Below are 22,506 nucleotides of genomic sequence, written 5' to 3'. Positions count from 1 at the left end.
GGGAGCTCCCTCCAATGCCACACACTCCTCCCCAAAAGACCAACAAAAAAAGCCAAGAATAGACTCCACGCAGGAATCGATTCTTGGCTCATGCCCAATGTTAAGGTAACACGCCAATTTCAAGTATTCACTTATGTGCCTATATTAAAACAAGATACAGCGATACGTCAATAGCCAATCTATTCAATTTTGTATCCTGGTCGATAAGCTCTTATTCTGGAATGTTACTCAGGTTGTGGTTGTGGTTGTAAATGCGCCTCTGACTGCGGCTGCGAAGGCGGTTGTGTCTGTGCCTCCGAACCTTGCTTATTCCGACTGCGGAAATTCCCAACGATCAACAGCACTGCCGGTATAACGAATCCCGGGAACACCGCCATCATCGGGTAAACAATTCCGGACCATTCCAGCTCCGCCGTGTTGCGAAGAACCCAAAGGGACAACGGCAGCAGCAAAAAGGAAAAGGGAATCACCAAGTTCTTGTAGCTAATCACGTTAAAGCACTGCACGGTTACAATCACGGTGACATACAAGCAGATCAGGAGCTTCATGAACGATGTAATCAGCCAAATAATCCCCACAATGACCTCTGCCCGTTCCAGCACCCGCTCAATCCGGATCTCACGTGCCACGTCATAGACTGCATAAGGGGATCGAGCCGTCAGGTCCACGCCAAGCACCATGATCGTGATCAAGCTGAGCAGTGTACCTGAAATCAGGGTACCCACGCTGGTGATATAAAAATATTTTTTTATTTTTTGCTGGTTTTGTACAAACGGGATCAGCATAAGACAGATAACAATTTCTAGCGAGGGAAACCCCAGCAGTGGGTAGCCTGCCTTAATCGATGGCGTTATCCCTTCGGGAAACATCGGAAACAACTCTCCAGGATGCATTTTAGGGATCAAGAGCAGCGCTGTAATAATAAAAACGGACATCGCCCACGGAAACAAAATTTCCCCCGTCCTTCCAATAACTTCAATCCCTAAAAAGCAGCCGTAAATCGCGGGGATCAAGATCACCGCCATATTAACAACCAATGGCGTTTGGGGGAGCACAACCGAGCCGATAAAATTACCGATGTTCCGTAACACATATGCGGTCAAAATCAAAAAATAGAACATGTATACAACGGCTATAGCTGATCCGAACCACTTTCCCGTCAGTAAGCGGCCGTACTGGATAATCGTCTGCTGCGGATACCGAAAGCCGAGTTTCATATAGAGCGTGATGAGACCAAGCTGAATGATTCCGACGATAATGACGCTGAACCAGGCGTCTTGTCCAGCAATGGACACAAGCGTATGCGGCTGAACGAGCGCGGCCGTGCCGATAATATACAAATACATGATCAAAGCAAACTGTTGAGCCGAAATTTTACCCTTATCCATGGACCACCCTGCCCTCCGTCACCCAATTCATGACTGGCTTGGCGAGAGGTCCGAAAATATGGCCCATCACGATCACGAAAGACGGCAGGGGGATGTCCGTGATCAGCAGCATATACAGAAACCCTCCGACCAGCAAGATTGTCGTCGAACTCCATAGATCCTTTTTGGACGCCTGCCGGCGGAGCGCAATAAAATTCAGGATCACAGCCACAAAGATTGCTGCAGTAATGATATAATCGGGACCCACGAAAAACACCTCACTTCATATTTTGCAGATAGGATTGATTGCGTACTCCCGTCGAATAGATCTCCACGTCGCTACTGACGACCGTCCGGATTTCAGGGAATAGCGTTTCCCATTCTTCCTTATGAACCTTCCAGTATGAAGGGCTGGCCTTATATACCAGGTTCCCGTAACCCAGCGCATCGCTGTCCAGTTCATGCTGAAGGGTGGAAATGGTGCCGTTTACCATCTTGTTGACCTGCTGCTCGGCTTCTTTTTCCAGCCAGCTGATCGTTTCCTTTTTGTCTACCCTGATTTTGCGGCTGTCAACGTCAAACACGCTTGCCCTTTGTTTGATCCGAACAACGACTTCCGGCTTTCCACGGCTGAACCGGGCTTTCACCGAAGCCTTACTGTGCAGGACCGCGATATGTACCTTTCCTTCCTCAACGGGAATCGGCACGACAAGCCGCTGCACTTTATTTTTGATAATGGCAAGCCCCTTGGAATCGAATGGGTTCAAATAACCCGTTAGCTTCCCATTTTTGAACACGGCCATATTTCCGATCCGCAAATAGCCGTCAGGCGAAATCTTCTCGACATTTTCCTTTGTTCCCGCCTTTTCCGAATCACCGATGAACTCAACGCTCCCGGTAACGGCCATTTCCCCGGGGTCATTCAATTTAAGAATAAAATCCTTCATACTAACGGGATAGGCTGCGCTCGCCCGCTTGTTGTAGCTTTCTAGCGTTTTGTACATCTGCTTGACCGGTAATTTTTCCATATTGGTCAAGGTTTCCAATACTTGGGCCGCTGTTCCGTGTTTCGCGACAAGTAAAGAAAAATCGATCCGGATCTCCGGGTCCCGGTCAATTAAATCGAATAAGCCATCAACCCCTTTCTTCGCCAAATCTTCACCAATAATCATCATTTGGTTGTGGGCGAAGTAAAAGCGGCGCGGCGCGACATTGTCCATATTCTGCAATGCGTCCAGTATCGTCTTGCCCCTTCCGATATATTTCGTCACCGGAATTCCGCTGGTTCCCCCTCCGCCGCCCGGACTGCTCTCCGAAGCCTGGCTTGGCACCACAACCTGCAGAGACACGAGAATGTTATCCGGATTGTCCGGATCTACGTCCAGCCCCATGCCCAAAACGATGGAGAGCTGGTCCAAAAACTTGATATCCCAGCAGCCTGACAGGGGAAGCAAGAGCATCAGACATAAAGTGATATGACAGATTCGTTGAAACATATCATCGCTCTCTCCCTTCATGACAGAATCTCGAATACCGTTTTTGGAATCTCGCATGACATCCGGTTATACTTCTTTCGGATCCTGCGTTTGATGCGGCTCATTCTCGTCCCTATCCGCCTGTTGATTGCCCATCGTGCCTTCCCGGAACCGGACCGGATCATTTCTGCTAGTCAGCTTTGGCCGTTTCTTCATATGATCCAGAGGCGCCCGGATCATTGAATCCTTCAGCTCAGAAAGAATAATCGGCGAATAGGGTGTCATATAAGGCACGTTTAGGGATTTTAGGCTGCACAAATGCAGTACCATCATAAGCAGCGTACAGGCAATCCCATAGATGCCGAATAGCGATGCCGCGATCAGCATAATAAAACGGAGCATCCGTGCGGCAATTCCGATGTTATAGGCCGGGGACACGAAACTCGCAATGGCCGTCAGCGACACGACGATGACGACGACGGGGGATACGATCCCCGCTTCGACCGCAGCCTGCCCCAAAACGAGGCCTCCCACGATCGAAATGGTGTTCCCGACCGACCGGGGCATCCGCACGCCAGCCTCCCGCAAAATTTCAAATACCGTTTCCATGATAAAGGCCTCGACAAAGGCGGGAAAAGGAACTCCCTCCCGCTGCACCGCCAGCTTCAGCAGCCAAGAGGTCGGAATCATTTCCTGGTGAAATCCGATGATCGCCACGTAAAAAGAAGGAAGCAGCAGGCCAATAAGGAACGAGGAGAAGCGCAGGATCCGGATCAAACTGCCAACATCAAACCGGTTGTAGTAATCCTCCGAGGCCTGGAAAAACATGTTGAAGGTAGTCGGAAGGAGCAGCACAAATGGGGTTCCATCCACCAAGATAGCAATGCGGCCTTCCAGAAGGCTGGCGGCGATCACGTCAGGACGTTCACTGTGATAGATAGTTGGAAAAATCGTCTTGTTCGTATTTTCGATGAGCTCCTCAATATACCCCGACTCCAGGACACCGTCGATATCAATGACCGAGAGACGCTTCCGGACCTCATCCACATTTTTTTCGTCCACGATGCCGTGAATATACATGATGCCTACGTCGGTCTGCGTGACTCTTCCCAGCTGCATTTCTTCCAGCCACAGATTCGGACTTTTGATCTTCCTTCTGAGCAGCGCCGTGTTGGTGCGAATCGATTCCGTAAAGCCTTCCCGCGGGCCGCGGATGACCGTCTGGGACTCCGGCTCGCTGACGCTCCGCCGTTCTCCCCCTTTGGTGCTGGCGATAACCGCAATGCCAATCCGGTCAATAAAAAGAATCGTATCTCCGGACATCAGATGAATATACAGCTTACTCCACTCAGAGATTTCGTAGATTTCGCCGACGGCCAGCGCCTTTTCCTTGAACAGACGCAAAAATCTCTCGTCCTCTTCCGACGCTGCACCCGGCTCATCCTCATTGATATCTTCACTGAACCTGCCCTTTTCAGGGTCTTCGCCTTCTATTCCTTCCTTGACGTTCTGTTCCAGTTCCCACGCCTCGTTAAGCTCTGCTTCCGATGCGAACTGCTTGATTTCATTCAAGACGGTTTCGATCGCAAATTCTGAAACCGATGACGTGTCGACGAGCCCGTCGATATATACAAAGGCGACTTTCCGGCCTAAATTCCGGGCAACAATGTTGCGGATGACCAGGTCATTGCTGCCGCCCATGTCCTTGTTTAGCCGGTCCAGATTACTTTTCAACTCGCGGTACAGCCTGTCCGGGTGCAGCTCTGGCGGATCCGTCCCCACGGATTCCTGATACGGTGAGCCGTTCTTCCCAGCCTGGTTTGAAGGCTGCTGTTGTGTTGAAGCATTGCGGGATTTCTTTTTGCCAACCATCCGGGTCTCCACCTTGTCCATTTATGATGCTTATACTTTCCAAGTCAGGGTAATTTCATCCAAATCGGTTTCCTTGCAAGCACAAAAAAACGCAGGGTTTACACCCTGCGCTGCTTAAAAACGGCAACTACTCTTTTTTCAATTTCTGGAACAAACCCTGCCGCCGGCTTACTAAGCCTTTCTCCAAGGCATAACGCGTCAGCTGAACCCGGTTCTCCAAATGAAGCTTCTGCAATATGTTTTTCAGGTGGTTTTTAACCGTCTGGTCAGAAATCTTGAGCTCGGCGGCAATTTCCTTGTTGGTGAGCCCCGAAGCCACCCAATTTAAAATTTCGCGCTCCCGCGCAGTCAACGTCTCATGATGCTCCGGACTCTTGGGGGCAAGCGGAAATTCCCTTAAAATTTGCGTGGCAAGTTCCCGGCTGAGCGGCGCTTCGTCGCTCATGATCCCCCGTAAATACTCAAGCCATGTCGACGGGGATAAATTTTTGAGCAGATAGCCCTGCGCTCCCTGCTTTAATGCCTCGAACAAATGCGTCACATCGTCCGACACCGTGATCATAACGATTTTGACGTAAGGATACTGCAGCTTGATCTGCCTTGTCGCCTCTAACCCGCCAATGCCCTGCATTTGGATGTCCATCAGGATCAGGTCGGGCATCAATAACTCGGTCATACTTACGGCTTCCTCGCCGCTGTGGGCCATGCCGACCACTTCAAACGCCGGGTCAGCCGACAGGATTTCGGTCACCGCTTCGCGCGCATGAGCGGAATCATCGGCAACCAGCACTCTGAACGTATTCAATGGTTATGGGCCTCCTTTCTGATCTCCACCCGGCTGCCCCGCTGCATCGGCAGAATCAGCATTTTCCAGCCAAGCTCCTCGGCGCGCTCCTTCATGATCCGAAGGCCGTACCGGTCCTTCAAATGAAATGGATCCGTATGAATCCCTCGCCCGTTGTCATCGACGAAAACCGTCCAGCCCCGGACGTCCAGCGTGCCTTTGATCGTCACCTTGGTGGCATGGGCATGCTTGTGAATGTTCAGCAGCGCTTCCCGGATGCAGGCCAGAAGCTCCACTTTTTCCTTGGCGCTCAAGGCCGCATCCGGAATGGACCAATCGATCCAGGGCTGGATCAGCGTTTCCTTGGCTGTATGTTCGATCCTTGAACGCATTGAAGCCTGATATTCCCGCTCCTCCGGCGATTCCGGATAGCGAAGATTGGCGATCGCCTGCCGCACGTACCGGTTCACCTCATGAACCGATTTGCGCAGCTCCTGGAAGTCCGCCGATTCCCGGGCTCCCCGGCCGCGCGACTCCGCCCGGTCCATCTTGACAGACAGCAGAAACAGGGACTGCGCGATGCCGTCATGCAGTTCCCTGGCAAGCAGATCCCGTTCTTCCAGGGCTGCTTTTTCCGCCCGCTCCCGGTTCAGCTCCTCCTGCACCTGTTCCAGCCTCCGGAACAGCATGCTGAGCAGGGTCATGCTGATAAAAAACAGAAACACCGGCGTAAGAAAATTACCCACCTTCATCGATATATAAGGCATCAGAAACGCATGCCTCGCATATTCCCATATCCCTACAGCCAGTGTAGGAATAATCAATATCATCCACTTGATTTGTTTATAGGACATGCCTTGATCCGCACCTTCCCCGGGTACTCCCGGCATATTCAGACTTGTCTCTATTGTATCACGGCCCGCCCGGCGTATGTTAGAACGGTTCGTGTCACATACTACGAAGCGAACTTGTCTTTGTTTGGACGTTTGGATGGAAGCATCGACAACGAACAACCGGGAGGACCTTATGCGCACAAGGCTTTATGCAACGCTATCCATGCTGCTTTTGACGATTTCGGTGACGGCTGCTCCGGCGGCGGGGGCTTCTCCCGTAAACCAAGGCAGAGAGTACTATGAACAAAGGGGAGACGTCATCTGGGAGATTCCGAATCGGGAAAAGATTATAGCACTGACCTTCGATGACGGGCCGGATCCTGAGGATACGCCGCAGATTCTCGACCTGCTGAAGCAGTATCACGCAAAGGCAACGTTTTTTGTCGTCGGCAAACAGGTTCAGAAGCACCCGGAGCTGGCCAAGCGGCAGGTGGCCGAAGGCCATGAGCTTGCCAACCACACCTTCGACCATATGTATTTTAACCGCCGGAGCTCACCGGAGGTCATCGTGCGGGAGCTGCGGGAAACCCAGGAAGCCATATACCAGGTTACCGGTAAAAAAACTTACCTGTTTCGCCCTCCAGGAGGATATTATAGCGACCGTATGATCCAAATTTGCAAGAAGGAGGGTTATCTCGTCGTCATGTGGTCCTGGCATCAGGACACTTGGGACTGGAATCGGCCGGGCGTCGCCAAGATCGTGAACAAGGTGCTGAACAACGCGCGCAACGGCGACATCGTCCTGATGCATGACCACGTGGAGGGCAAGTCTCAAACGGTCGACGCGTTAAAACAAATCCTGCCTGAATTGCAGAAGCGCGGATATCGCTTCGTTACCGTATCGGAGTTGGTAGAGTACAACATTCCTTGAGGGGCGTTTACACGCGCCCCTTTTTTGGTGCTTCCTCCCCGGGCCATTCGCGTTGGAATTGCGCAAGAAACTGCTCCATAAATGCGTGGCGGGCAGCAGCCTCCTCCTGGGCCGCCGGCGTATTCATCAGATCTTTCAGCTTCAGCAGCTTCTCGTAAAAATGGTTCACCGTCGTCCCCTGCCGGCTGCGGTATTCCTCCTGGGTCATGCTAGTCCGCGGCGGCTCGTCAGGGTCATACATGAGTCTTCCCCGTGATCCGCCAAAGGCAAACGTGCGGGCAATACCGATCGCTCCGATGGCGTCCAGACGGTCTGCGTCCTGCACGACCCGCCCCTCCAAAGTCGACATGGGCCTGCCGCCTCCGCCGCCATAAGACATTGTCCCGATGATCTCCAGCACATGATCCACGAGCGCCGCATCCGCCCCATGGTCCGTGAGCCAAGAGGAAATAGCTGCCATGCCCTCCTCTTTCGAAGCTACGATTTTCTCGTCGGCCAGGTCATGAAAAAGGGCCGCCAGCTGGCAGACGACCAGGTCGGCCCCTTCCTGCTCCGCCAGCCTCTTCGCCCACTCCGCCACCCGGTAAATATGCCACCAGTCGTGGCCGGACGGCTCAGACTTTAAACGATCCTTCACGTATTCCCTTGCTTCCATAATCATTCGGTCGGTCTCCATATGCTTTCCTCCAAGCAGTTTTATTTTTCTGAACAATCACGGTTGAAACCGAACATATATTCGCCTATAATACAATGCATAGCTCTTTTAATAAATGAGGTGAAATGATGATCAACCGAACCTGTGAACCGTCGGCGAGTTTCAATTCTACCATGAAAGAGGCTGCTTGGACACAGACCAGCCGCTTGCTGGAGGAATCCCTCCGCCGTCACCTGAAAGTAACCCTGTACCTTGCCGGTGCCGGACCCGAACAAGAAATCCGGGGCTTCGTCACCGTGATTAACACCTATCTGGAAGAGATCAAGTTTAGAGCTGAAGACGAATGGCTGTGGATCAAATTCAGCGAGATCGCTTCCGCGCATACATAAAGCTGGCTTGGAGGAAGACAAGGAGCCCTTAGCGAAAATGTTACAAGGGAAACCGGCTTATATCATATTGGAATGCAGCGGTTTCTCGAATACATATTACTGAGCAAACGGAGGAATTAGCTATGAGCGATGATTTGAAATATCCTATCGGACTTTGCGTAACGAAAAAAGAACTGAACGGAGATGAGCGGACAGCATTGATCGGCGAAATCCGCAGCCTGCCTTCGAAGCTGCGGCAAGCCGTCAGCGGATGGTCCAAGGAGCAGCTGGACACGCCTTATCGGCCGGGCGGCTGGACCGTCCGTCAAGTCGTGCACCATATCGGAGACAGCCACATGAACAGCCTGATTCGGCTTAAACTTGCTTTAACCGAGGATAATCCGGTGATAAAACCTTATGAGGAGCAATTATGGGCTGAACTTGCCGATTCCGCGCTGCCTGATCCGGAGATTTCCCTGAATCTGCTGGAGGCGCTGCATGTACGGTTTGTGCTAGTTCTGGAAAGCTTGAACAGCGACCAGTGGCTCAGAACATACATCCATCCGGCGAACGGAGAAACCAATTTGAACGAGCATCTATGCACTTATGCTTGGCATGGCAACCACCATCTTGCGCACATCACGACCCTCAAAGAACGAATGGGCTGGTAAGGCGGGATTCAAGTTCTTCGGTATGACGCCCTTCCTCAAATGAAATACTAACCAAAATGGTATGATTGAGGCAGGTGTTCTCATGAGTAAAATCTTGTCCATCTACGGCAGAGATGTGAAAAACATTGTCACGAACTGGGCCGCGCTCGTCATCATCGCCGGTCTTGTTATGCTTCCTTCCCTGTACGCCTGGTTCAACATCAAGGCATCCTGGGATCCCTACGGCAATACCGGTGATATTGCGATTGCCGTCGCGAACAACGACAAAGGGACGACGATGAAGGGACAGTCGCTGAATCTCGGCAAGGAGGTCGTCGCCTCGCTGAAGGACAATCATAAGCTGGGATGGAGGTTCGTCTCCGAGGCGGATGCCATGAGAGGCGTTCGGCACGGGGATTACTATGCAAGCATCATCATCCCGGACAATTTTTCGGCCGCGATTGCCACGGTGCTGTCGGACAACCCGACCCACGCCGAAATTTTGTATTATGTGAACGAAAAGATCAATGCGGTATCCCCGAAGATTACATCTTCCGGAGCAAGCGGCATCATCCAGGAAGTCAGCAAAAATTTCGTCAAAACCGCCAACGGCACGATTTTTAAAATTTTCAATGAGCTAGGTATCGAGCTGCAAAATCAGCTGCCGACCATTGAGAAGGTCCGCTCGCTGGTGTTTGAGCTGGAGAAAAATTTCCCGGAAATCAACCAAGCCGTAAACACGGCGGCACAGGACATCCATACGACCAACGAGCTGGTATCCAAAGCTCAAGGGGCGCTGCCCATAGTGACCGACCTGGCCAAGAACGGGCAGCAGTTGGCGGCTGGTCTGGACGATTTTATGGGCAAGGCTTCCACGGCTGCCAAGGATATCGCGCCGAACGTAAAGCAGGATCTGCTGCTTCTGCAGCAGACGTCCATGGCTACGGAGCAGCTGACCGCGCTGCTGAAGGATCCCGACGTCGATCCGCAGACTGCGCTTGATGCGCTGGACCGGATATCCTCCAGGTTAACAACCGGCCTGGAAGTACAGGAAGCGCTGATCAGCTGGTTCGACCGGCTGAACCAGACCGCAGGCGGCCGACTGGATTTTGTCAGCTCCAAGCTGAAGCAGGTCCGGGACAAAATGCAGTCTCAGCTGACCCTTGTCAATCAAATCCGCAGCGGGGTAAAGAAAGGCGAGAAACCGGCCATGGATCTGGTGAATAAGCTGAACACAATCTCCTGCGACGTATCCGATCTATTAGGGGACATCCTCGGACGGTATGACAGCGAAATTCAGCCGGCGATCGCAAGCGGGCTGCAAAAGGCGGTCAAGTCCGCCGCCGAAGCGAAGAAAGTGATGGATTCTGCGGTTCAGAGCCTGCCCGACGTCAAGAAGGTGCTGTCCGACGCTTCCAAGGGATTGGCGATCGGCACGCAGGGCATTTCCGTCATCCAGAAGGAGCTTCCGGGCGTGGAAGCCAAAGTCAAGGAGCTGGCGGACCGGATGCGCAAATTCGAATCGGAGGGCAACCTGCAGGAAGTCATCGACCTTCTGAAAAACAACTTCCAGCAGGAAGGACAGTTCTTCGCCGAGCCTGTCGTGCTGAAGGAGAATCAGCTGTTTCCGATACCGAATTACGGATCCGCCATGTCCCCCTTCTTCTCAACGCTGGCGCTCTGGGTCGGTGCGACACTGCTCGTATCCCTGGTGACTACGGAAGTGCATTCGCCTGCAGCCGGGTCGGATTATAACAGCGTCCAGATTTATTTCGGCCGGTTTCTGACCTTCCTGACGCTGGCGCTGCTGCAATCGGTCCTCGTCACGGCAGGCGATATGTTCCTCTTGGGAACCTATGTGGTGGACAAAGGCTGGTTCATCTTATTCGGATTGGTCAACAGTGCGGTCTTTATGCTGATTGTCTACACGCTCGTTTCCGTGTTCGGCAATGTCGGCAAGGCGCTTGCCATCGTTCTGCTGGTGCTGCAGCTGGCCGGATCGGGCGGAACCTTTCCGATCCAGACGACACCGCCGTTCTTCCGGGCGATCCATCCGTTCCTTCCGTTCACCTACGGCATCAGCATGATGCGCGAAGCGGTGGGAGGCATGATCTGGAGCGTCGTCCGCAGCGATCTGCTCATCATGTGCGTGTATGTCGTAATCACGCTCGTGATTGGTCTTGCGCTGAAAGGGATCATCAACCAGCTTGCCGCAGGCCTCGTCAAGAAGGCTAAGGAAAGCAAGCTTATCCATTGATCATGGTATAAAGGTATAAACCAAACAAGCCTCCCCAGCAGTCCAGGCTGCTGACGGGAGGCTTTATGATTCATGCCTATTTCATTATTGATCCAATGTATAAGGTGCAAGGCCGGTAGGCATCGGTGCAGGAGGCGTGCAGGTGCTTTGCATCTCGTAATGCTTTTTCTCATCCGAAGCATCATGGAACGCCCACATCGCTTCCAGCACATGGTACGCCAGCTCACCGGAAGCCCGGTGAGGACGACCGCTTTGCAGCGCGTAAGCCATGTCAGCTGCGGCGATGCCGCGTGTGTTCTCCGCGTAGCCGAACAGCAGCGGCTGTTCCTTCCACTCGGCTTCGCCGGCAATCCGGTACTGCACCTTGCCGCCAAAGTTGTTCGGATCGGGTACGCGCAGCGTCCCTTTTGTGCCGTAAATTTCGATGTTTGGCAGATTGCTGCCGCCGAATACGTCAAAGCTGGTGATGATCGTTCCAATCGCGCCTTCGGAGAACTGGATCAGCCCGGCGACGTGGGTAGGGATTTCCACCGGTATTTTTTGACCGTATTTTTTGGAACTGGTGATCGTTCTTTCTTCCAGCGCCTTGCCGGTCATACCCGTGATGGTCTTAATCGGACCGAGCAGCTGCACGAGTGCGGTCAGGTAGTACGGCCCCATGTCGAACATCGGTCCTCCGCCGACCTGATAATAAAATTCGGGATCCGGATGCCAGGTCTCGTGTCCGCCGCCGAGCATGAATGCCGTGGCGGCGACCGGACGGCCGATCAGTCCATCCTGGATCACTTTGAGGCAGGTCTGAATTCCGGCGCCGTAGAACGTTTCGGGCGCGCAGCCCACGCGCAGGCCTTTTTCCTTGGCGAGCTGGAGCACCTTCTGCCCATCTTCACGGGTGACGGCCAGCGGCTTTTCAACGTATACATGCTTGCCGGCCTCAAGAGCCTGCAGGCAGACCGACGCGTGCGCAGCAGGGATCGTCAGGTTGATCACGATTTGAATTTCGGGATCCGCGAGCAGCTCTTCAGGGGAATACACTCTGGGTATGCCGAATTCGGCTGCTTTTTCTGCGGCACGCTCCTTATCGATGTCTGCGCAAGCTACCAAATCCAGCACATCGAATTTTTTGCAGTTTTCCATATAAATGCTGCTGATTTTCCCGCAGCCGATAATGCCTACTTTGATCTGCTCCAAGAATAACCCTCCCCTTAATATTGGCTGTCTGCCATGCCGTTATATGCGGTCTCCGGCATCCAGTCGGAGCCGGCTTCTTTGCCTTCGGCGGCCCATAGGAAGCCGCGTCTCATCATTTCCTTCACCTGTGGCATGTCGACGATATCCGCATGGTGCCCGAGCGAATTGTAGAAGACGCGTCCGCCGCCCCAGTACTTCGTCCAGACTACCGGCATGTCAACCGGTTTGTTGGCTGAATGCGGGCCATGAACGACCGGGAAGCGGGTCGTGGCGTGAACCTCCACCGCCGGATCCACATGCAGGTAATACTGCTCGCTCGCGACCTCGAAGTCCGCGATCCCCTGCAGCAGAGAGCCTTCCTCTTCGTCTGTCACGTTAACCATGTATCGAACCCCGTCATTCCCCGGGTGGGCGACCCACTGTCCGCCAGTCATGAACTGCCAATCGACCTGTGTCCGGAAGGAGTCGCACATGCCCCCGTGGCAGCCGGCAAGGCCCACGCCGCTCTGCACGGCCTCCGACACGTTGCCCACCAGCTCATTCCGGATTTCTCCCATCGTCCAGCAAGGGACGATCAGATCAAGACCGAGGAGCTTCTCCTTGTCGGCAAACGCTTCCAGCGTATCCGATACTTCTACTTCAAACTGCTCGGCTTCCAGCACGTTTTTGAAAATCTCTGCCACCTGCTTGGGCTCATGGCCATCCCATCCGCCCCATACGATCAGTGCTTTTTTCATGCGGCACGCTCCTTGTCTATGCTTGATATGCTCGCTACTCGTTACTCAATACCTTCGCCTGATTGGCCTACATTTCCGAAATTTCCACCCAGCGCCGCTCCTCAACGGAACGCTCCACCGCCTCAAGCACAGCCTGGCATTTCACACCGTCGTGGAAGTTCGGGGAAGGCTGTCTGTCCTCGTGAATCGCTTCCATCAGCTCCAGCATTTCATGCGTAAACGTGTGCTCGAAGCCGATAGTGTGTCCGGCCGGCCACCAGGCATGCGAATACGCATGAGCGGCGTCGGTCGCAAGCACCCGGCGGAAGCCCTGCACATCCTCCTGGTCGTCGGTAAAGTACACTTCCAGCTCGTTCATCCGCTCAAAATCAAACTTGACACTGCCTTTGCTGCCGTTGATCTCGAACGAGTTCGTGCTGCGGTGTCCCGCCGCAAACCGGGTCGCCTCAAAGCTACCGAGCGCGCCTCCTGTGAACCGGGCCATAAACAGGGTTGCATCATCGACGGTCACTTTGCCCATCGGTCCGCCCAGACTGCCTTTGGCGCTGAGTCCGGTCATATTTTCTGCGAGCGGTCTCTCCTTGATAAACGTTTCGCTCATGCCGATGACTTCTTGGATATCGCCGACGAGGTAGTGGGCCAAGTCGATCAGATGGGCCCCAAGGTCGCCGTGAGAGCCCGAACCCGCGATATCTTTCTGCAGCCGCCATACTAACGGGAAGGCAGGGTCCAGAATCCAGTCCTGCAGAAACCAGGCGCGGAAATGATAGATCTGTCCCAGCCGGCCGCTTTCGATCAGATTTTTGGCCAGCCGGACCGCAGGCGAGAACCGGTAGTTAAAGCCGACCATGTGCTTCACTCCCGCCTCCTCTGCAGCCTTCAGCATTTCACGCGAGTCGGCAAGCGTCAGGGCCAGCGGCTTCTCGCAGAAAATATGCTTCCCTGCCTTGGCGGCAGCCAGCGCGATGTCCTTATGCGCATCACTCGGCGCGTTGATGTCGATCAGGTCGATGTCATCCCGCGCCACCAGGTTTCGCCAATCCGTCTCCGTTTCGGCCCAGCCGTACTGCCCGGCCGCCTGCTGAACCGCATCGGCATCACGGCCGCAAATCGCCGCCATCTGCGGCTGAATCGGCGCCTCCGGGAAAAACATGGGCAGCGCCCGGTACGCATTGCTGTGGGCCTTCCCCATAAATTTGTAGCCTACCATGCCAATTCGCAGCGCTTTCATTTCCATCCGAATTCCTCCATCTCTTTGGTATATTGGACTTTCTGGCTCATTAGAGCCGCAGATTCTGGGACGATGCCCGGATGACCAGCTCTGTCGGAAGCATGATCCGAAAGGGTTGACCCGGAGCCGATGCTCCCTGCTCCAGCCGCTTCAGCACTTCAGCGACCGCAATTTCCCCCATTTCATAGAAAGGAACCTTTACGCTGCTCAGCTCAGGCGTCGTTACCTGTGAAGCATCCGAATTATCGTAGCCGAACATGGCCGGAAAACGCTCTTCGGACAGCCCATGATCCCGGAGACCCTGCATCAAGCCGATGGCCATCCGGTCGTTTGCGGCAAAGACGGCATCCACCTGATCGATGACCTTCATTAATTCGGAAGCAGCGGTGATGCCGCTGCTGCGGCTGAAGTTTCCGCGGAAGATCAGTTCCTCCTCCAGCACCAAACCCGCCTCGGCCAGCGCTTTCTCGCAGCCTTGAAGGCGATCCCGGCTGTTGGAGTAGGTCAGCGGCCCGTTCATGAACGCGATCCGGCGATATCCCTGTTCGATCAGATGGCGGACCGCCATATAGCTGCCCTGTACATGGTCTGCATCGACCTCACTGAAGGGCTCGCCTTCAAAGTGCTGATTGATCAGGCAGAAAGGCAGTCCTTCCTCTGCGAGACGGCGAAGGGCCAGCAGTTCTTCCGGATCATCCTTCGCCCCAAGGATGATGCATGTATCGATTTTATGCGCATGAAACCAGCGGACATAATCCATGGACTCGCCGGGCGTCTGAAACAGCAGCAGGATATCATGACCCAGCTCTCGGGCTTTGCTGCCGATTCCGCTTAAAATTTCCGAGAAGAAAAAGCTCGAAAACATATGCACCTTCGGCACATATGGAAGAACGACACCAATGTTGCCGCTGCGGCTGGTCGCAAAATTACGGGCCAGTGCACTGGGAACGTAATTCAGCTTCTTGGCAGCTTCCATGACGCGTTGTCTCGTTTCTTCTTTCATGGGGCCGACTCCGTTGAGCACCCGCGACACCGTCGCTTCCGATACCCCGGCTAGCTCGGCCACCTCTTTGCGGGATGCGATGGCAACTCCCCCTTTTCCGAATGATGTACGCGCGTACATTTTCTCACCTAACCATCCTATTGTCAAGGCAAGTTTTTCAAAAAACGCTCCGATTTCGGCGGTTTAACCAAATAAAAAGCGACCGAACCGGAGACTTCCCGCTGGGTCGCTTTTTATTAATCGATTACTATATCAAATTTCCGATCTCGTCAGCCAAACTTTAATTCTGGCAATCACTTCATTGATGTTCAGCGGTTTACTTAAATAGTCTGACGCGCCGGCCGCCAAGCACTTATCCCGATCCTCTTTCATCGCCTTGGCGGTCAACGCAAGGATCGGCAGATCGGTCATCTCCAGCGTCTGGCGGATATTCCGCATCGTCTGGTAACCGTCCATTTCCGGCATCATAATGTCCATCAGAATCATATCGATATCCGGTTCGGCCTGAAGCAAGTCCAGGCACTCGTATCCGTTCTGTGCGGTGAGCACCTGCATATTATATCTCTCCAAGGCATTGGCCAGCGCATATACGTTTCGAATGTCGTCGTCAACAACGAGGATTTTCTTCCCATCGAACAAGGCCGAGTCTTCCAGGAACATATCCTCTGCGGCCGGCGGATCGGCGGCAGGCTCCTCCGCATAAATCCGACTTCCCACAGGACGCGCAGCTTGCGCCGAAGCCGTACTTAACGGACCGGAGATGGCTGCCGCTGCCTCGGCTTGCATCACAAGCATCGGCGACTCATCGACATACTCGGTCTGGTAAGGGAGGTAAAGGGTGAACGTGCTTCCTTTGCCGGGTTCACTCTCCACGACCAGCTCTCCTCCCAGCAGTTTGGCGAATTGAAGCGAGATGGACAGTCCGAGTCCTGTGCCGCCATATTTCCGCGCCGTTGCTCCATCCGCCTGTTTAAAGGCCTCGAAGATCACCTGCTGCTGCTCCTCGGTAATTCCGATTCCGGTATCGCGAACCGCGAAGGCCAATGTCTCATAAGGCATAGAAAACTGCGGGGTCGAAACCGAGTCGAGCTTGTATATGCTTAAAGACACTTCCCCGCGTTCGGTAAATTTGAACGCATTGGACAACAGGTTCCGCAATATTTGATGGAGTCTTAACTCGTCGCTGAAAAAGACGTCACCTACGTTCGGCGCGATTTCGACTTTGAAGTCCAGCGACCTGGCCTCGGCCGTTTTGGCAAAGTAGCGGTACATGATCTCCGGCAGCTCACTCGCGTTGATCGAGCTGATATCCAGCTGGATCTGTCCCGATTCTACTTTGGATAAATCCAAAATATCGTTGATCAGCCGCAATAGATCCGTACCGGAGGAATGGATGACGTTGGCGTAATTGACCTCTTCCTCCTGCAGCGTTCCGTTCTTGTTCTCCGACAAAATCTGGGACAGAATAAGCATGCTGTTCAGCGGAGTGCGCAACTCGTGCGACATATTAGCCAAAAACTCGGATTTATAATTGGAACTGAGCTTCGCCTGTTCCGCGTATTTTTCCATCTCGGCCGCCGCTTCCTCCGCCTGCGCCTTCTGATATTCCAGTTTGTCATTCAAGCTTTGGAGCTCGTCGGTTTGCATCTGCAGCTCTTCGGACTGGACCTGCAGTTCCTCCGTCTGCACCTGCAGTTCCTCAGACTGGGCCTGAAGCTCTTCATTCATCGTCTGGGCTTCCATATACAAGCGCTGGATTTGCGCTCGGTTGATCACGCTGTGCATCGTGACGCCAACCGTATCCAAGAGCTGCCGGAGCATGTCCAATTGGTGCTTGCTGAACGTCACCAGCGCGGCAATCTCGATCACTGCCAGCGTCCTGCCCTCGAACACGATCGGAGCAACAGCAATATAGGTCGGAACGGCGCTCCCCAATCCCGAAGATATGTGTATGTAGTTGTTCGGTACCCGGTCCAGCGTGATCATACTCTGATCGGCGGCACACTGGCCGACAAGTCCCTGCCCCCAGGCGATGACCGATTTGCCCGCCTCACCCTCGTGATCTCCTGCATAGGAAGCGAGCCGCACCAGCTCCTCCTCCTCCTCCTTGGCTTCGTACAATACGATATAAGGCACCTGGAAAATGGAAGCGAGCCGATTGACAAACACGCGGCTTAGACTAGCCAGGCTCGTTTCGTTCTGAAGCAGTGTAGCGGTGGCGGCAATCTGTTCCTTCATTTCATTCTGCTGCTGCACTTCCTGAAGCAGGTCGTTCGTTGCACTGCCGAGTTCTGCGATTTCATCGCGGGTTCGGGTATGGATGCGCTTGTTCAAATTGCCGCCTGAGGCGATGTCACGAATTGTGCCCGTAACTTCCTTGATTGTCGTAACGATATTTCTGGAGATCAGCACGGCTGCTGAGATGGATACGGCCGCGAGCACAATCCAAAGAAGATAGATGATCGTGATCAGTCTGCGGTTATTGTCCTCAAGCGTCTGCACCCGCTTGCTCGTCAGCCCTTTCTCCGTGTCCAAAAATGCCGTTAATTTTTCCCGCATGGCGTCCATTTCCGGCTTGCCTGGGTCACGTTGGAAAAATGTCCGAACTTCAGCATCCTGACCGCTACGCTTCATCTCAATGGACGGCTTGCCTGCGATCTCAATCCATCGGTCGATATTGGCCTTGATGTCCTCCAGATTTTTCTGCTGCTCAGGGTTGTCCGCCAGCAAACGATACAGCTGGTTGTACTCGCTCTCCCATTTCGAGCTGGCCGCCGTGTACGGCTCCAGGTAGCTCGAATCTCCCGTGATCATATATCCGCGCTGGCCTGTCTCCATGTCCAGCAAGGACTTTTCAATGCTGTGGGCCAGGTCATGGACCTCGATGTCATGCTGGCTTATAAAATCGGTTTCCCGCTGCAGCGAAGCAACCCGGCTCGAAATCACTCCCAGGAACACCACGACGCACACGAGCACAAAAATATATCCAAGAATTATCTTGGACCGAATGCTTAGCCTCATCTTCCCTAACAAAATCGAAACCTCCATCCAACGGGTGTTCTCTTTCTTCTAATAACTATAGAGTGACCAGTTCATTCAATATAGTATTTTAGAACTTGTTGGAACGAATATCAATAACTAGAGTTATCTTCGAGGCAGGATGAACCGTTGACGGGCCGCATCGCTGAAGCCCGCTGCAGGTGGTTTCCAGTGGATCCGCCAAAGCAGTCCTTTGTATATTTGTATGGAAAACGTATGGATAACAACTGTGTCCATTATCGTCTAATCGATGATTCTCCTGCTCGGGTTCCAATAGATTCCCCACGTTGCTTCAGCAAAAAAGAGGCCTCCGCGGCTTTAACCGCGAAGGCCCTCTTCCCTTCATTCTTCAAGATATTATCCCAGGACAACCCTGTCGTCGGACAGCTTATGTCCGCTGATTTGCTCGAATTCAGCCAGCAGTTCTTCGACGGTCAGCGTCTTTTTTCGTTGTTCGTTGATGTCCAGAATGATTCTGCCTTTGTCCATCATGATCAAACGGTTGCCGAGCCGGATCGCCTGCTCCATATTGTGCGTGACCATCAGGGTCGTCAGGTTCAGCTCCCGGACAATCCGGTCGGTAAGCCGCGTGATCAGCTCCGCCCTTGCAGGGTCCAGCGCCGCGGTATGCTCATCCAGCAGCAAAATTTGCGGCTTGGTGAAGGTGGCCATCAACAAACTGAGTGCCTGACGCTCTCCTCCGGACAGCAAACCGACCTTCGCCCGCAGCCGACCTTCCAGGCCGATGCCGAGCTTGGACAGCTCTTCCTTGAACATCGCCCGCCGGCCGGACTTGATGCTCAGCCCCAGTCCTCTCTGCTTGCCTCTCGTATAAGCCATTGCCAGGTTTTCCTCGATCGTCATGTGGGGAGCGGTGCCCGCCATCGGATCCTGGAATACGCGGCCGATCCAGCGGCTCCGGCGGAATTCCGGAAGCTGACTGATCACCGCACCCTCGATCCGCACCTCCCCTGCGTCGGGCTTCATGACGCCGGAAATGATGTTCATCAGCGTGGACTTGCCCGCACCGTTACTTCCGATCACCGTGACGAAGTCGCCGGGATTCAGCTTCAACGAAATGTCGTGCAGCGCAATTTTTTCATCCGGCGTGCCCGGATTAAACAGCTTCGATACTCTGCTCAGCTCCAGCATCAGAAATCACCTCCGACCGTCCGGCTTGTTCTGCTGCCCAGCTGGCTGGACAGCTCTTCGGTTCGGCGCTTGGCCAGCTGCTTCTGTCGAAGAGCACGCCTCGCGGTTGGAAGCACCAAAGCGATGATCACGATGATGGCCGTGATGAGCTTCAGGTCGGACGTATCGAGCCATTCCACCCGGAGCGCGAGCGCCACGACGATCCGGTACACGATCGCCCCGAGCACGACGGAAATGGTCGTATGGATCACATTCGTCGCTCCGAATATCGCCTCACCGATAATGACGGAAGCCAGCCCGATGACGATCATGCCGATCCCCATGGAAATATCCGCAAATCCTGACTGCTGGGCAACCAGTGCGCCGGAGAGGGCGACCAGTCCATTGGCCAGGCTGACGCCGAGAACCGTCGTCGTGTCTGTATTGGCGCCGAAACTGCGGATCATCCGTGCGTTATCTCCCGTCGCGCGTAATGCAAGCCCCAAATCGGTCCGCAGGAACAGATTCAGCAGAAGCAAAATCAGGATCACCGCGATCGGCATCGTAATGAAAGCGTTCACTGATGAAAAAACGGTGCTTTCCCCAAGCAGGGACGTGTTGGGTTTTCCCATAATCCGCATGTTGATCGAATACAGCGCAATCATCATGATAATACCGGATAACAGTGCATTGATTTTCCCTTTGGTATGGAGAAGCCCGGTGCAAATTCCGGCGAGAAGCCCGCCGCCGAACGCCGCCAGGCTTGCCAGCCACGGATTGTATCCGTGGGTAATCATTACGGCGGCAATCCCGCCGCCGGTGGTGAAGCTGCCATCCACCGTCAGATCCGGAAAATCAAGAATACGATACGTGATATATACGCCGAGCGCCATCAGCGAGTACAGCAGCCCGAGCTCAAGTGCTCCCAGTAGTGAATCCAGCATGGTGTCAGCCTCCCTTATGACGAAGGGAGTGGACGAAGATTCCGGCCACTCCCCATCGCTCGATTACTGAATAATATCGTTTTCTTTGTCCGTTACTTTGTCTTTCATGGCGTCGGTTACCGTGATTCCTTGCGCTTCAGCCGCCTTCAGGTTCAGAATCAGGTCCAGCTTCTCCTGCACCGTCACCTTCATGTCGCCCGGCTTCTTGCTGTTCTTCAAAATATCGACCGCCATTTGGCCCACCTGGTAGCCATGGTCGTAGTATTTAAAACCGACCGTAGCGAAGGCGCCCTTCTCGACCGTATCCCGGTCGCTGGAGAAGAACGGAATGTGCTTCTCGTTCGCCAGCTGGATAATGGAATCGACGCCGTCAACGACGGTGTTGTCCAGCGTAATGAACAGCGCATCCACCCGTCCCACCAAGGACTCAGCGGCCTGCTTCACTTCCGATGTGTTGGTTACCGCCGCGCGCACCAGCTTGATGTTATGCTTTTTCAGCGTTTCCTCGGCATTTTTGGCCATCACGATCGCGTTAGGCTCGCCTTCGTTAATGACAACACCGACGTTCTTCACGTTCGGGAAGCTCTCAGCGATGAAGTCCATCAGACGTTGAACCGCTACCGGATTCGTGTCCGAGCCCCCGGTTACGTTGCCCCCTGGTTGATCCAGGTTCGAGACGATCTTGGCATCCACCGGATCGGTAACCGCCGCGAACAGTATCGGGGTATCCTTCACTTGCTGAACGAGCGCCTGTGCCGAGCCAGTAGAAATGCCGAGAACGAGATCATTTTTACCGGAGGCGATCTTTTGGGCAACGGAAAGGTTGTTTGACGGGTCTCCCTGGGCGTTGTTGTAGTCGAGCTTCAAATTATCCCCCTCCGTAATCCCCGCGTCCTTCAGGGCGGCGATGAAGCCCTCGCGCGTGGCATCCAGGGAAGGATGCTCGACGAATTGCGAAATGGCTACGGTGTAGGTTTTTTTGTCTGTGCTTCCTGCATCGGTCCCGCCACCGGACCCGGCTTCACTGGACTTGGTGCCCGAGTTTCCGCAGCCGGCCGCCATGGTTACGAGGAGCGCGGACATCACGACGGATAATAGCAAATTTCTCTTTTTCATGTTCATAACCCCTTCCGATTCTCTTCTTTAACGCTGTCATATACGAAAGCATTAAAGTAAATAAGTGCGAAAAATACCGTATCAGGCGGAGCACACGGGTACATGAACTGCCTGCCCGGATATTTTTCATAGAATTAAATAACCACTGGATTATTCATTATCATAAGGGGCACTGCCAATATACGTCAATCAATAAGTTGCAAAAAAGTGCAGGTTTTTCCGGGCTTTTGCGGCCTTACGCTTCCAGTTCCCGGACAAGATCCTGCAGCTTCATCTCCGACATGCTGGAAATCATCATATCATAGCCTTCAAAAGGGAAGGTCTGGGTCATCGAATTAGGCACGATCACCGTATGTACGCCTGCTCCTTTGGCTGCAATAAAGCCGTTAAGCGAATCCTCAAAAGACACCGCCTGATCCGGAGTTACCTCCAGTTTCTGCAATGCCAGCAGGTACAGCTCGGGATCCGGTTTGACCTTGGACACGAGGTCCGCAGTACAAATAACGTCGAAGTAAGATTCCAGTTCGAATTTGTTGAAATATGGCTCAATCCAGTTGTAATAAGAGCTTGATGCCAGCGCGATCTTCAGCCCGAGCCGCTTGGCCTCCGCCAAATAGTCCTCAACCCCCGGTCTGACTTCAACATCCTTAAGCAGCTCCCGGTAGATGACATTGACCTGTTCCTTGACGAGGGCTGGATCCACTTCCCTGCCCAGGCACTCGGACAAATACGTATACGGATTAAATACGTCGAAATTGGTGCCGACGCACTTCGCGTACGTCTCCAGCGGTAGTTCGGTGCCATGCTCCCGGTAAATCTCACAGAAAGCGTGATAGGCCGGCGTTTCGGTATCGACGATGAGACCGTCAAAATCAAAAATCAATGCTTGAATCAAGCCGTTCACCCCTTCTTTATCTTGTCG

20 protein-coding genes are annotated in these 22,506 nt (G+C 53.7%); 4 read left to right on the top strand and 16 right to left on the bottom strand.

Annotated elements, in window-relative coordinates; translation table 11 throughout:
* Window positions 1-224: 224 nt before the first annotated feature.
* The 6 genes from GCU45_RS29220 to GCU45_RS29195 form a co-directional block, all read right to left on the bottom strand.
* Window positions 225-1,388, bottom strand: coding sequence for a GerAB/ArcD/ProY family transporter (locus tag GCU45_RS29220; RefSeq protein WP_152402483.1), 1,164 nt, complete (start codon window positions 1,386-1,388; stop codon window positions 225-227).
* On the bottom strand, window positions 1,381-1,635 hold the full coding sequence (locus GCU45_RS29215; protein WP_152402481.1) for a hypothetical protein: 255 nt from the start codon (window positions 1,633-1,635) through the stop codon (window positions 1,381-1,383). The genes GCU45_RS29220 and GCU45_RS29215 overlap by 8 nt, the downstream gene beginning before the upstream one ends.
* A 10-nt stretch (window positions 1,636-1,645) precedes the next feature.
* The gene (locus tag GCU45_RS29210; protein ID WP_167527261.1) at window positions 1,646-2,863 is read right to left on the bottom strand and encodes a Ger(x)C family spore germination protein; all 1,218 of its coding nucleotides are present in this window, start codon (window positions 2,861-2,863) and stop codon (window positions 1,646-1,648) included.
* A 66-nt stretch (window positions 2,864-2,929) separates the two neighbouring features.
* Window positions 2,930-4,714 carry a spore germination protein gene (locus GCU45_RS29205; protein WP_244364323.1) on the bottom strand — a complete coding sequence of 595 codons (1,785 nt, stop codon included), beginning with the start codon at window positions 4,712-4,714 and terminating at the stop codon, window positions 2,930-2,932.
* A 127-nt stretch (window positions 4,715-4,841) separates the two neighbouring features.
* Window positions 4,842-5,519 carry a response regulator gene (locus GCU45_RS29200; RefSeq protein ID WP_116231118.1) on the bottom strand — a complete coding sequence of 226 codons (678 nt, stop codon included), beginning with the start codon at window positions 5,517-5,519 and terminating at the stop codon, window positions 4,842-4,844.
* Entirely contained in the window at window positions 5,516-6,352 is an 837-nt protein-coding gene (locus tag GCU45_RS29195) for a sensor histidine kinase (protein ID WP_152402477.1), read from the bottom strand. The genes GCU45_RS29200 and GCU45_RS29195 overlap by 4 nt, the downstream gene beginning before the upstream one ends.
* 172 nt (window positions 6,353-6,524) lie before the next feature.
* Here GCU45_RS29195 and GCU45_RS29190 point away from each other — a divergent pair, with 172 nt between their 5' ends.
* On the top strand, window positions 6,525-7,262 hold the full coding sequence (locus GCU45_RS29190; protein ID WP_152402475.1) for a polysaccharide deacetylase family protein: 738 nt from the start codon (window positions 6,525-6,527) through the stop codon (window positions 7,260-7,262).
* Between the two features lie 7 nt (window positions 7,263-7,269).
* Here GCU45_RS29190 and GCU45_RS29185 read toward each other — a convergent pair whose 3' ends face one another.
* Window positions 7,270-7,938: an HD domain-containing protein gene (locus tag GCU45_RS29185; RefSeq protein ID WP_152402473.1), complete on the bottom strand. Its 669-nt coding sequence runs from the start codon at window positions 7,936-7,938 to the stop codon at window positions 7,270-7,272.
* A 104-nt stretch (window positions 7,939-8,042) separates the two neighbouring features.
* On the opposite strand from GCU45_RS29185, the gene GCU45_RS29180 reads away from it, so the two are divergent.
* From GCU45_RS29180 to GCU45_RS29170, 3 genes are all read left to right on the top strand, one after another.
* Entirely contained in the window at window positions 8,043-8,306 is a 264-nt protein-coding gene (locus GCU45_RS29180) for a YolD-like family protein (RefSeq protein ID WP_152402471.1), read from the top strand.
* 122 nt (window positions 8,307-8,428) lie between these two features.
* Window positions 8,429-8,956 (top strand): YfiT family bacillithiol transferase, encoded by a 528-nt coding sequence (locus GCU45_RS29175; protein WP_152402469.1) that lies wholly within the window; start codon window positions 8,429-8,431, stop codon window positions 8,954-8,956.
* Window positions 8,957-9,038: 82 nt separating this feature from the next.
* Window positions 9,039-11,192 carry a YhgE/Pip domain-containing protein gene (locus GCU45_RS29170; protein ID WP_152402467.1) on the top strand — a complete coding sequence of 718 codons (2,154 nt, stop codon included), beginning with the start codon at window positions 9,039-9,041 and terminating at the stop codon, window positions 11,190-11,192.
* A gap of 84 nt (window positions 11,193-11,276) precedes the next feature.
* On the opposite strand, the gene GCU45_RS29165 is transcribed toward GCU45_RS29170, so the two are convergent.
* The 9 genes from GCU45_RS29165 to GCU45_RS29125 form a co-directional block, all read right to left on the bottom strand.
* On the bottom strand, window positions 11,277-12,383 hold the full coding sequence (locus tag GCU45_RS29165) for a Gfo/Idh/MocA family protein (RefSeq protein WP_152402465.1): 1,107 nt from the start codon (window positions 12,381-12,383) through the stop codon (window positions 11,277-11,279).
* A gap of 14 nt (window positions 12,384-12,397) precedes the next feature.
* Entirely contained in the window at window positions 12,398-13,120 is a 723-nt protein-coding gene (locus GCU45_RS29160) for a ThuA domain-containing protein (protein ID WP_152402463.1), read from the bottom strand.
* 67 nt (window positions 13,121-13,187) lie between these two features.
* Window positions 13,188-14,351 carry a Gfo/Idh/MocA family protein gene (locus GCU45_RS29155; RefSeq protein ID WP_076169501.1) on the bottom strand — a complete coding sequence of 388 codons (1,164 nt, stop codon included), beginning with the start codon at window positions 14,349-14,351 and terminating at the stop codon, window positions 13,188-13,190.
* Between the two features lie 49 nt (window positions 14,352-14,400).
* A complete protein-coding gene (locus GCU45_RS29150; RefSeq protein WP_152402461.1) occupies window positions 14,401-15,474 on the bottom strand; it encodes a LacI family DNA-binding transcriptional regulator in 1,074 nt (357 codons plus the stop codon).
* 132 nt (window positions 15,475-15,606) lie between these two features.
* Window positions 15,607-18,387: a CHASE3 domain-containing protein gene (locus GCU45_RS29145; protein WP_152402459.1), complete on the bottom strand. Its 2,781-nt coding sequence runs from the start codon at window positions 18,385-18,387 to the stop codon at window positions 15,607-15,609.
* 363 nt (window positions 18,388-18,750) lie between these two features.
* Window positions 18,751-19,545 carry an ABC transporter ATP-binding protein gene (locus tag GCU45_RS29140; protein WP_145156843.1) on the bottom strand — a complete coding sequence of 265 codons (795 nt, stop codon included), beginning with the start codon at window positions 19,543-19,545 and terminating at the stop codon, window positions 18,751-18,753.
* Window positions 19,545-20,468: an ABC transporter permease gene (locus tag GCU45_RS29135; RefSeq protein ID WP_145134740.1), complete on the bottom strand. Its 924-nt coding sequence runs from the start codon at window positions 20,466-20,468 to the stop codon at window positions 19,545-19,547. Before GCU45_RS29135 ends, GCU45_RS29140 begins: the two co-directional genes overlap by 1 nt.
* A gap of 63 nt (window positions 20,469-20,531) precedes the next feature.
* On the bottom strand, window positions 20,532-21,584 hold the full coding sequence (locus GCU45_RS29130) for an ABC transporter substrate-binding protein (protein WP_152402457.1): 1,053 nt from the start codon (window positions 21,582-21,584) through the stop codon (window positions 20,532-20,534).
* A gap of 235 nt (window positions 21,585-21,819) precedes the next feature.
* On the bottom strand, window positions 21,820-22,479 hold the full coding sequence (locus GCU45_RS29125; RefSeq protein WP_152402455.1) for an HAD family hydrolase: 660 nt from the start codon (window positions 22,477-22,479) through the stop codon (window positions 21,820-21,822).
* Window positions 22,480-22,506: the final 27 nt, after the last annotated feature.

This window comes from Paenibacillus cellulositrophicus (assembly GCF_009363095.1).
GTDB classification, from domain to species: domain Bacteria; phylum Bacillota; class Bacilli; order Paenibacillales; family Paenibacillaceae; genus Paenibacillus_AQ; species Paenibacillus_AQ favisporus.
The sequence above is the reverse complement of the archived record's forward strand: the minus strand, read 5'-3'. Positions and strand labels throughout refer to the sequence as shown.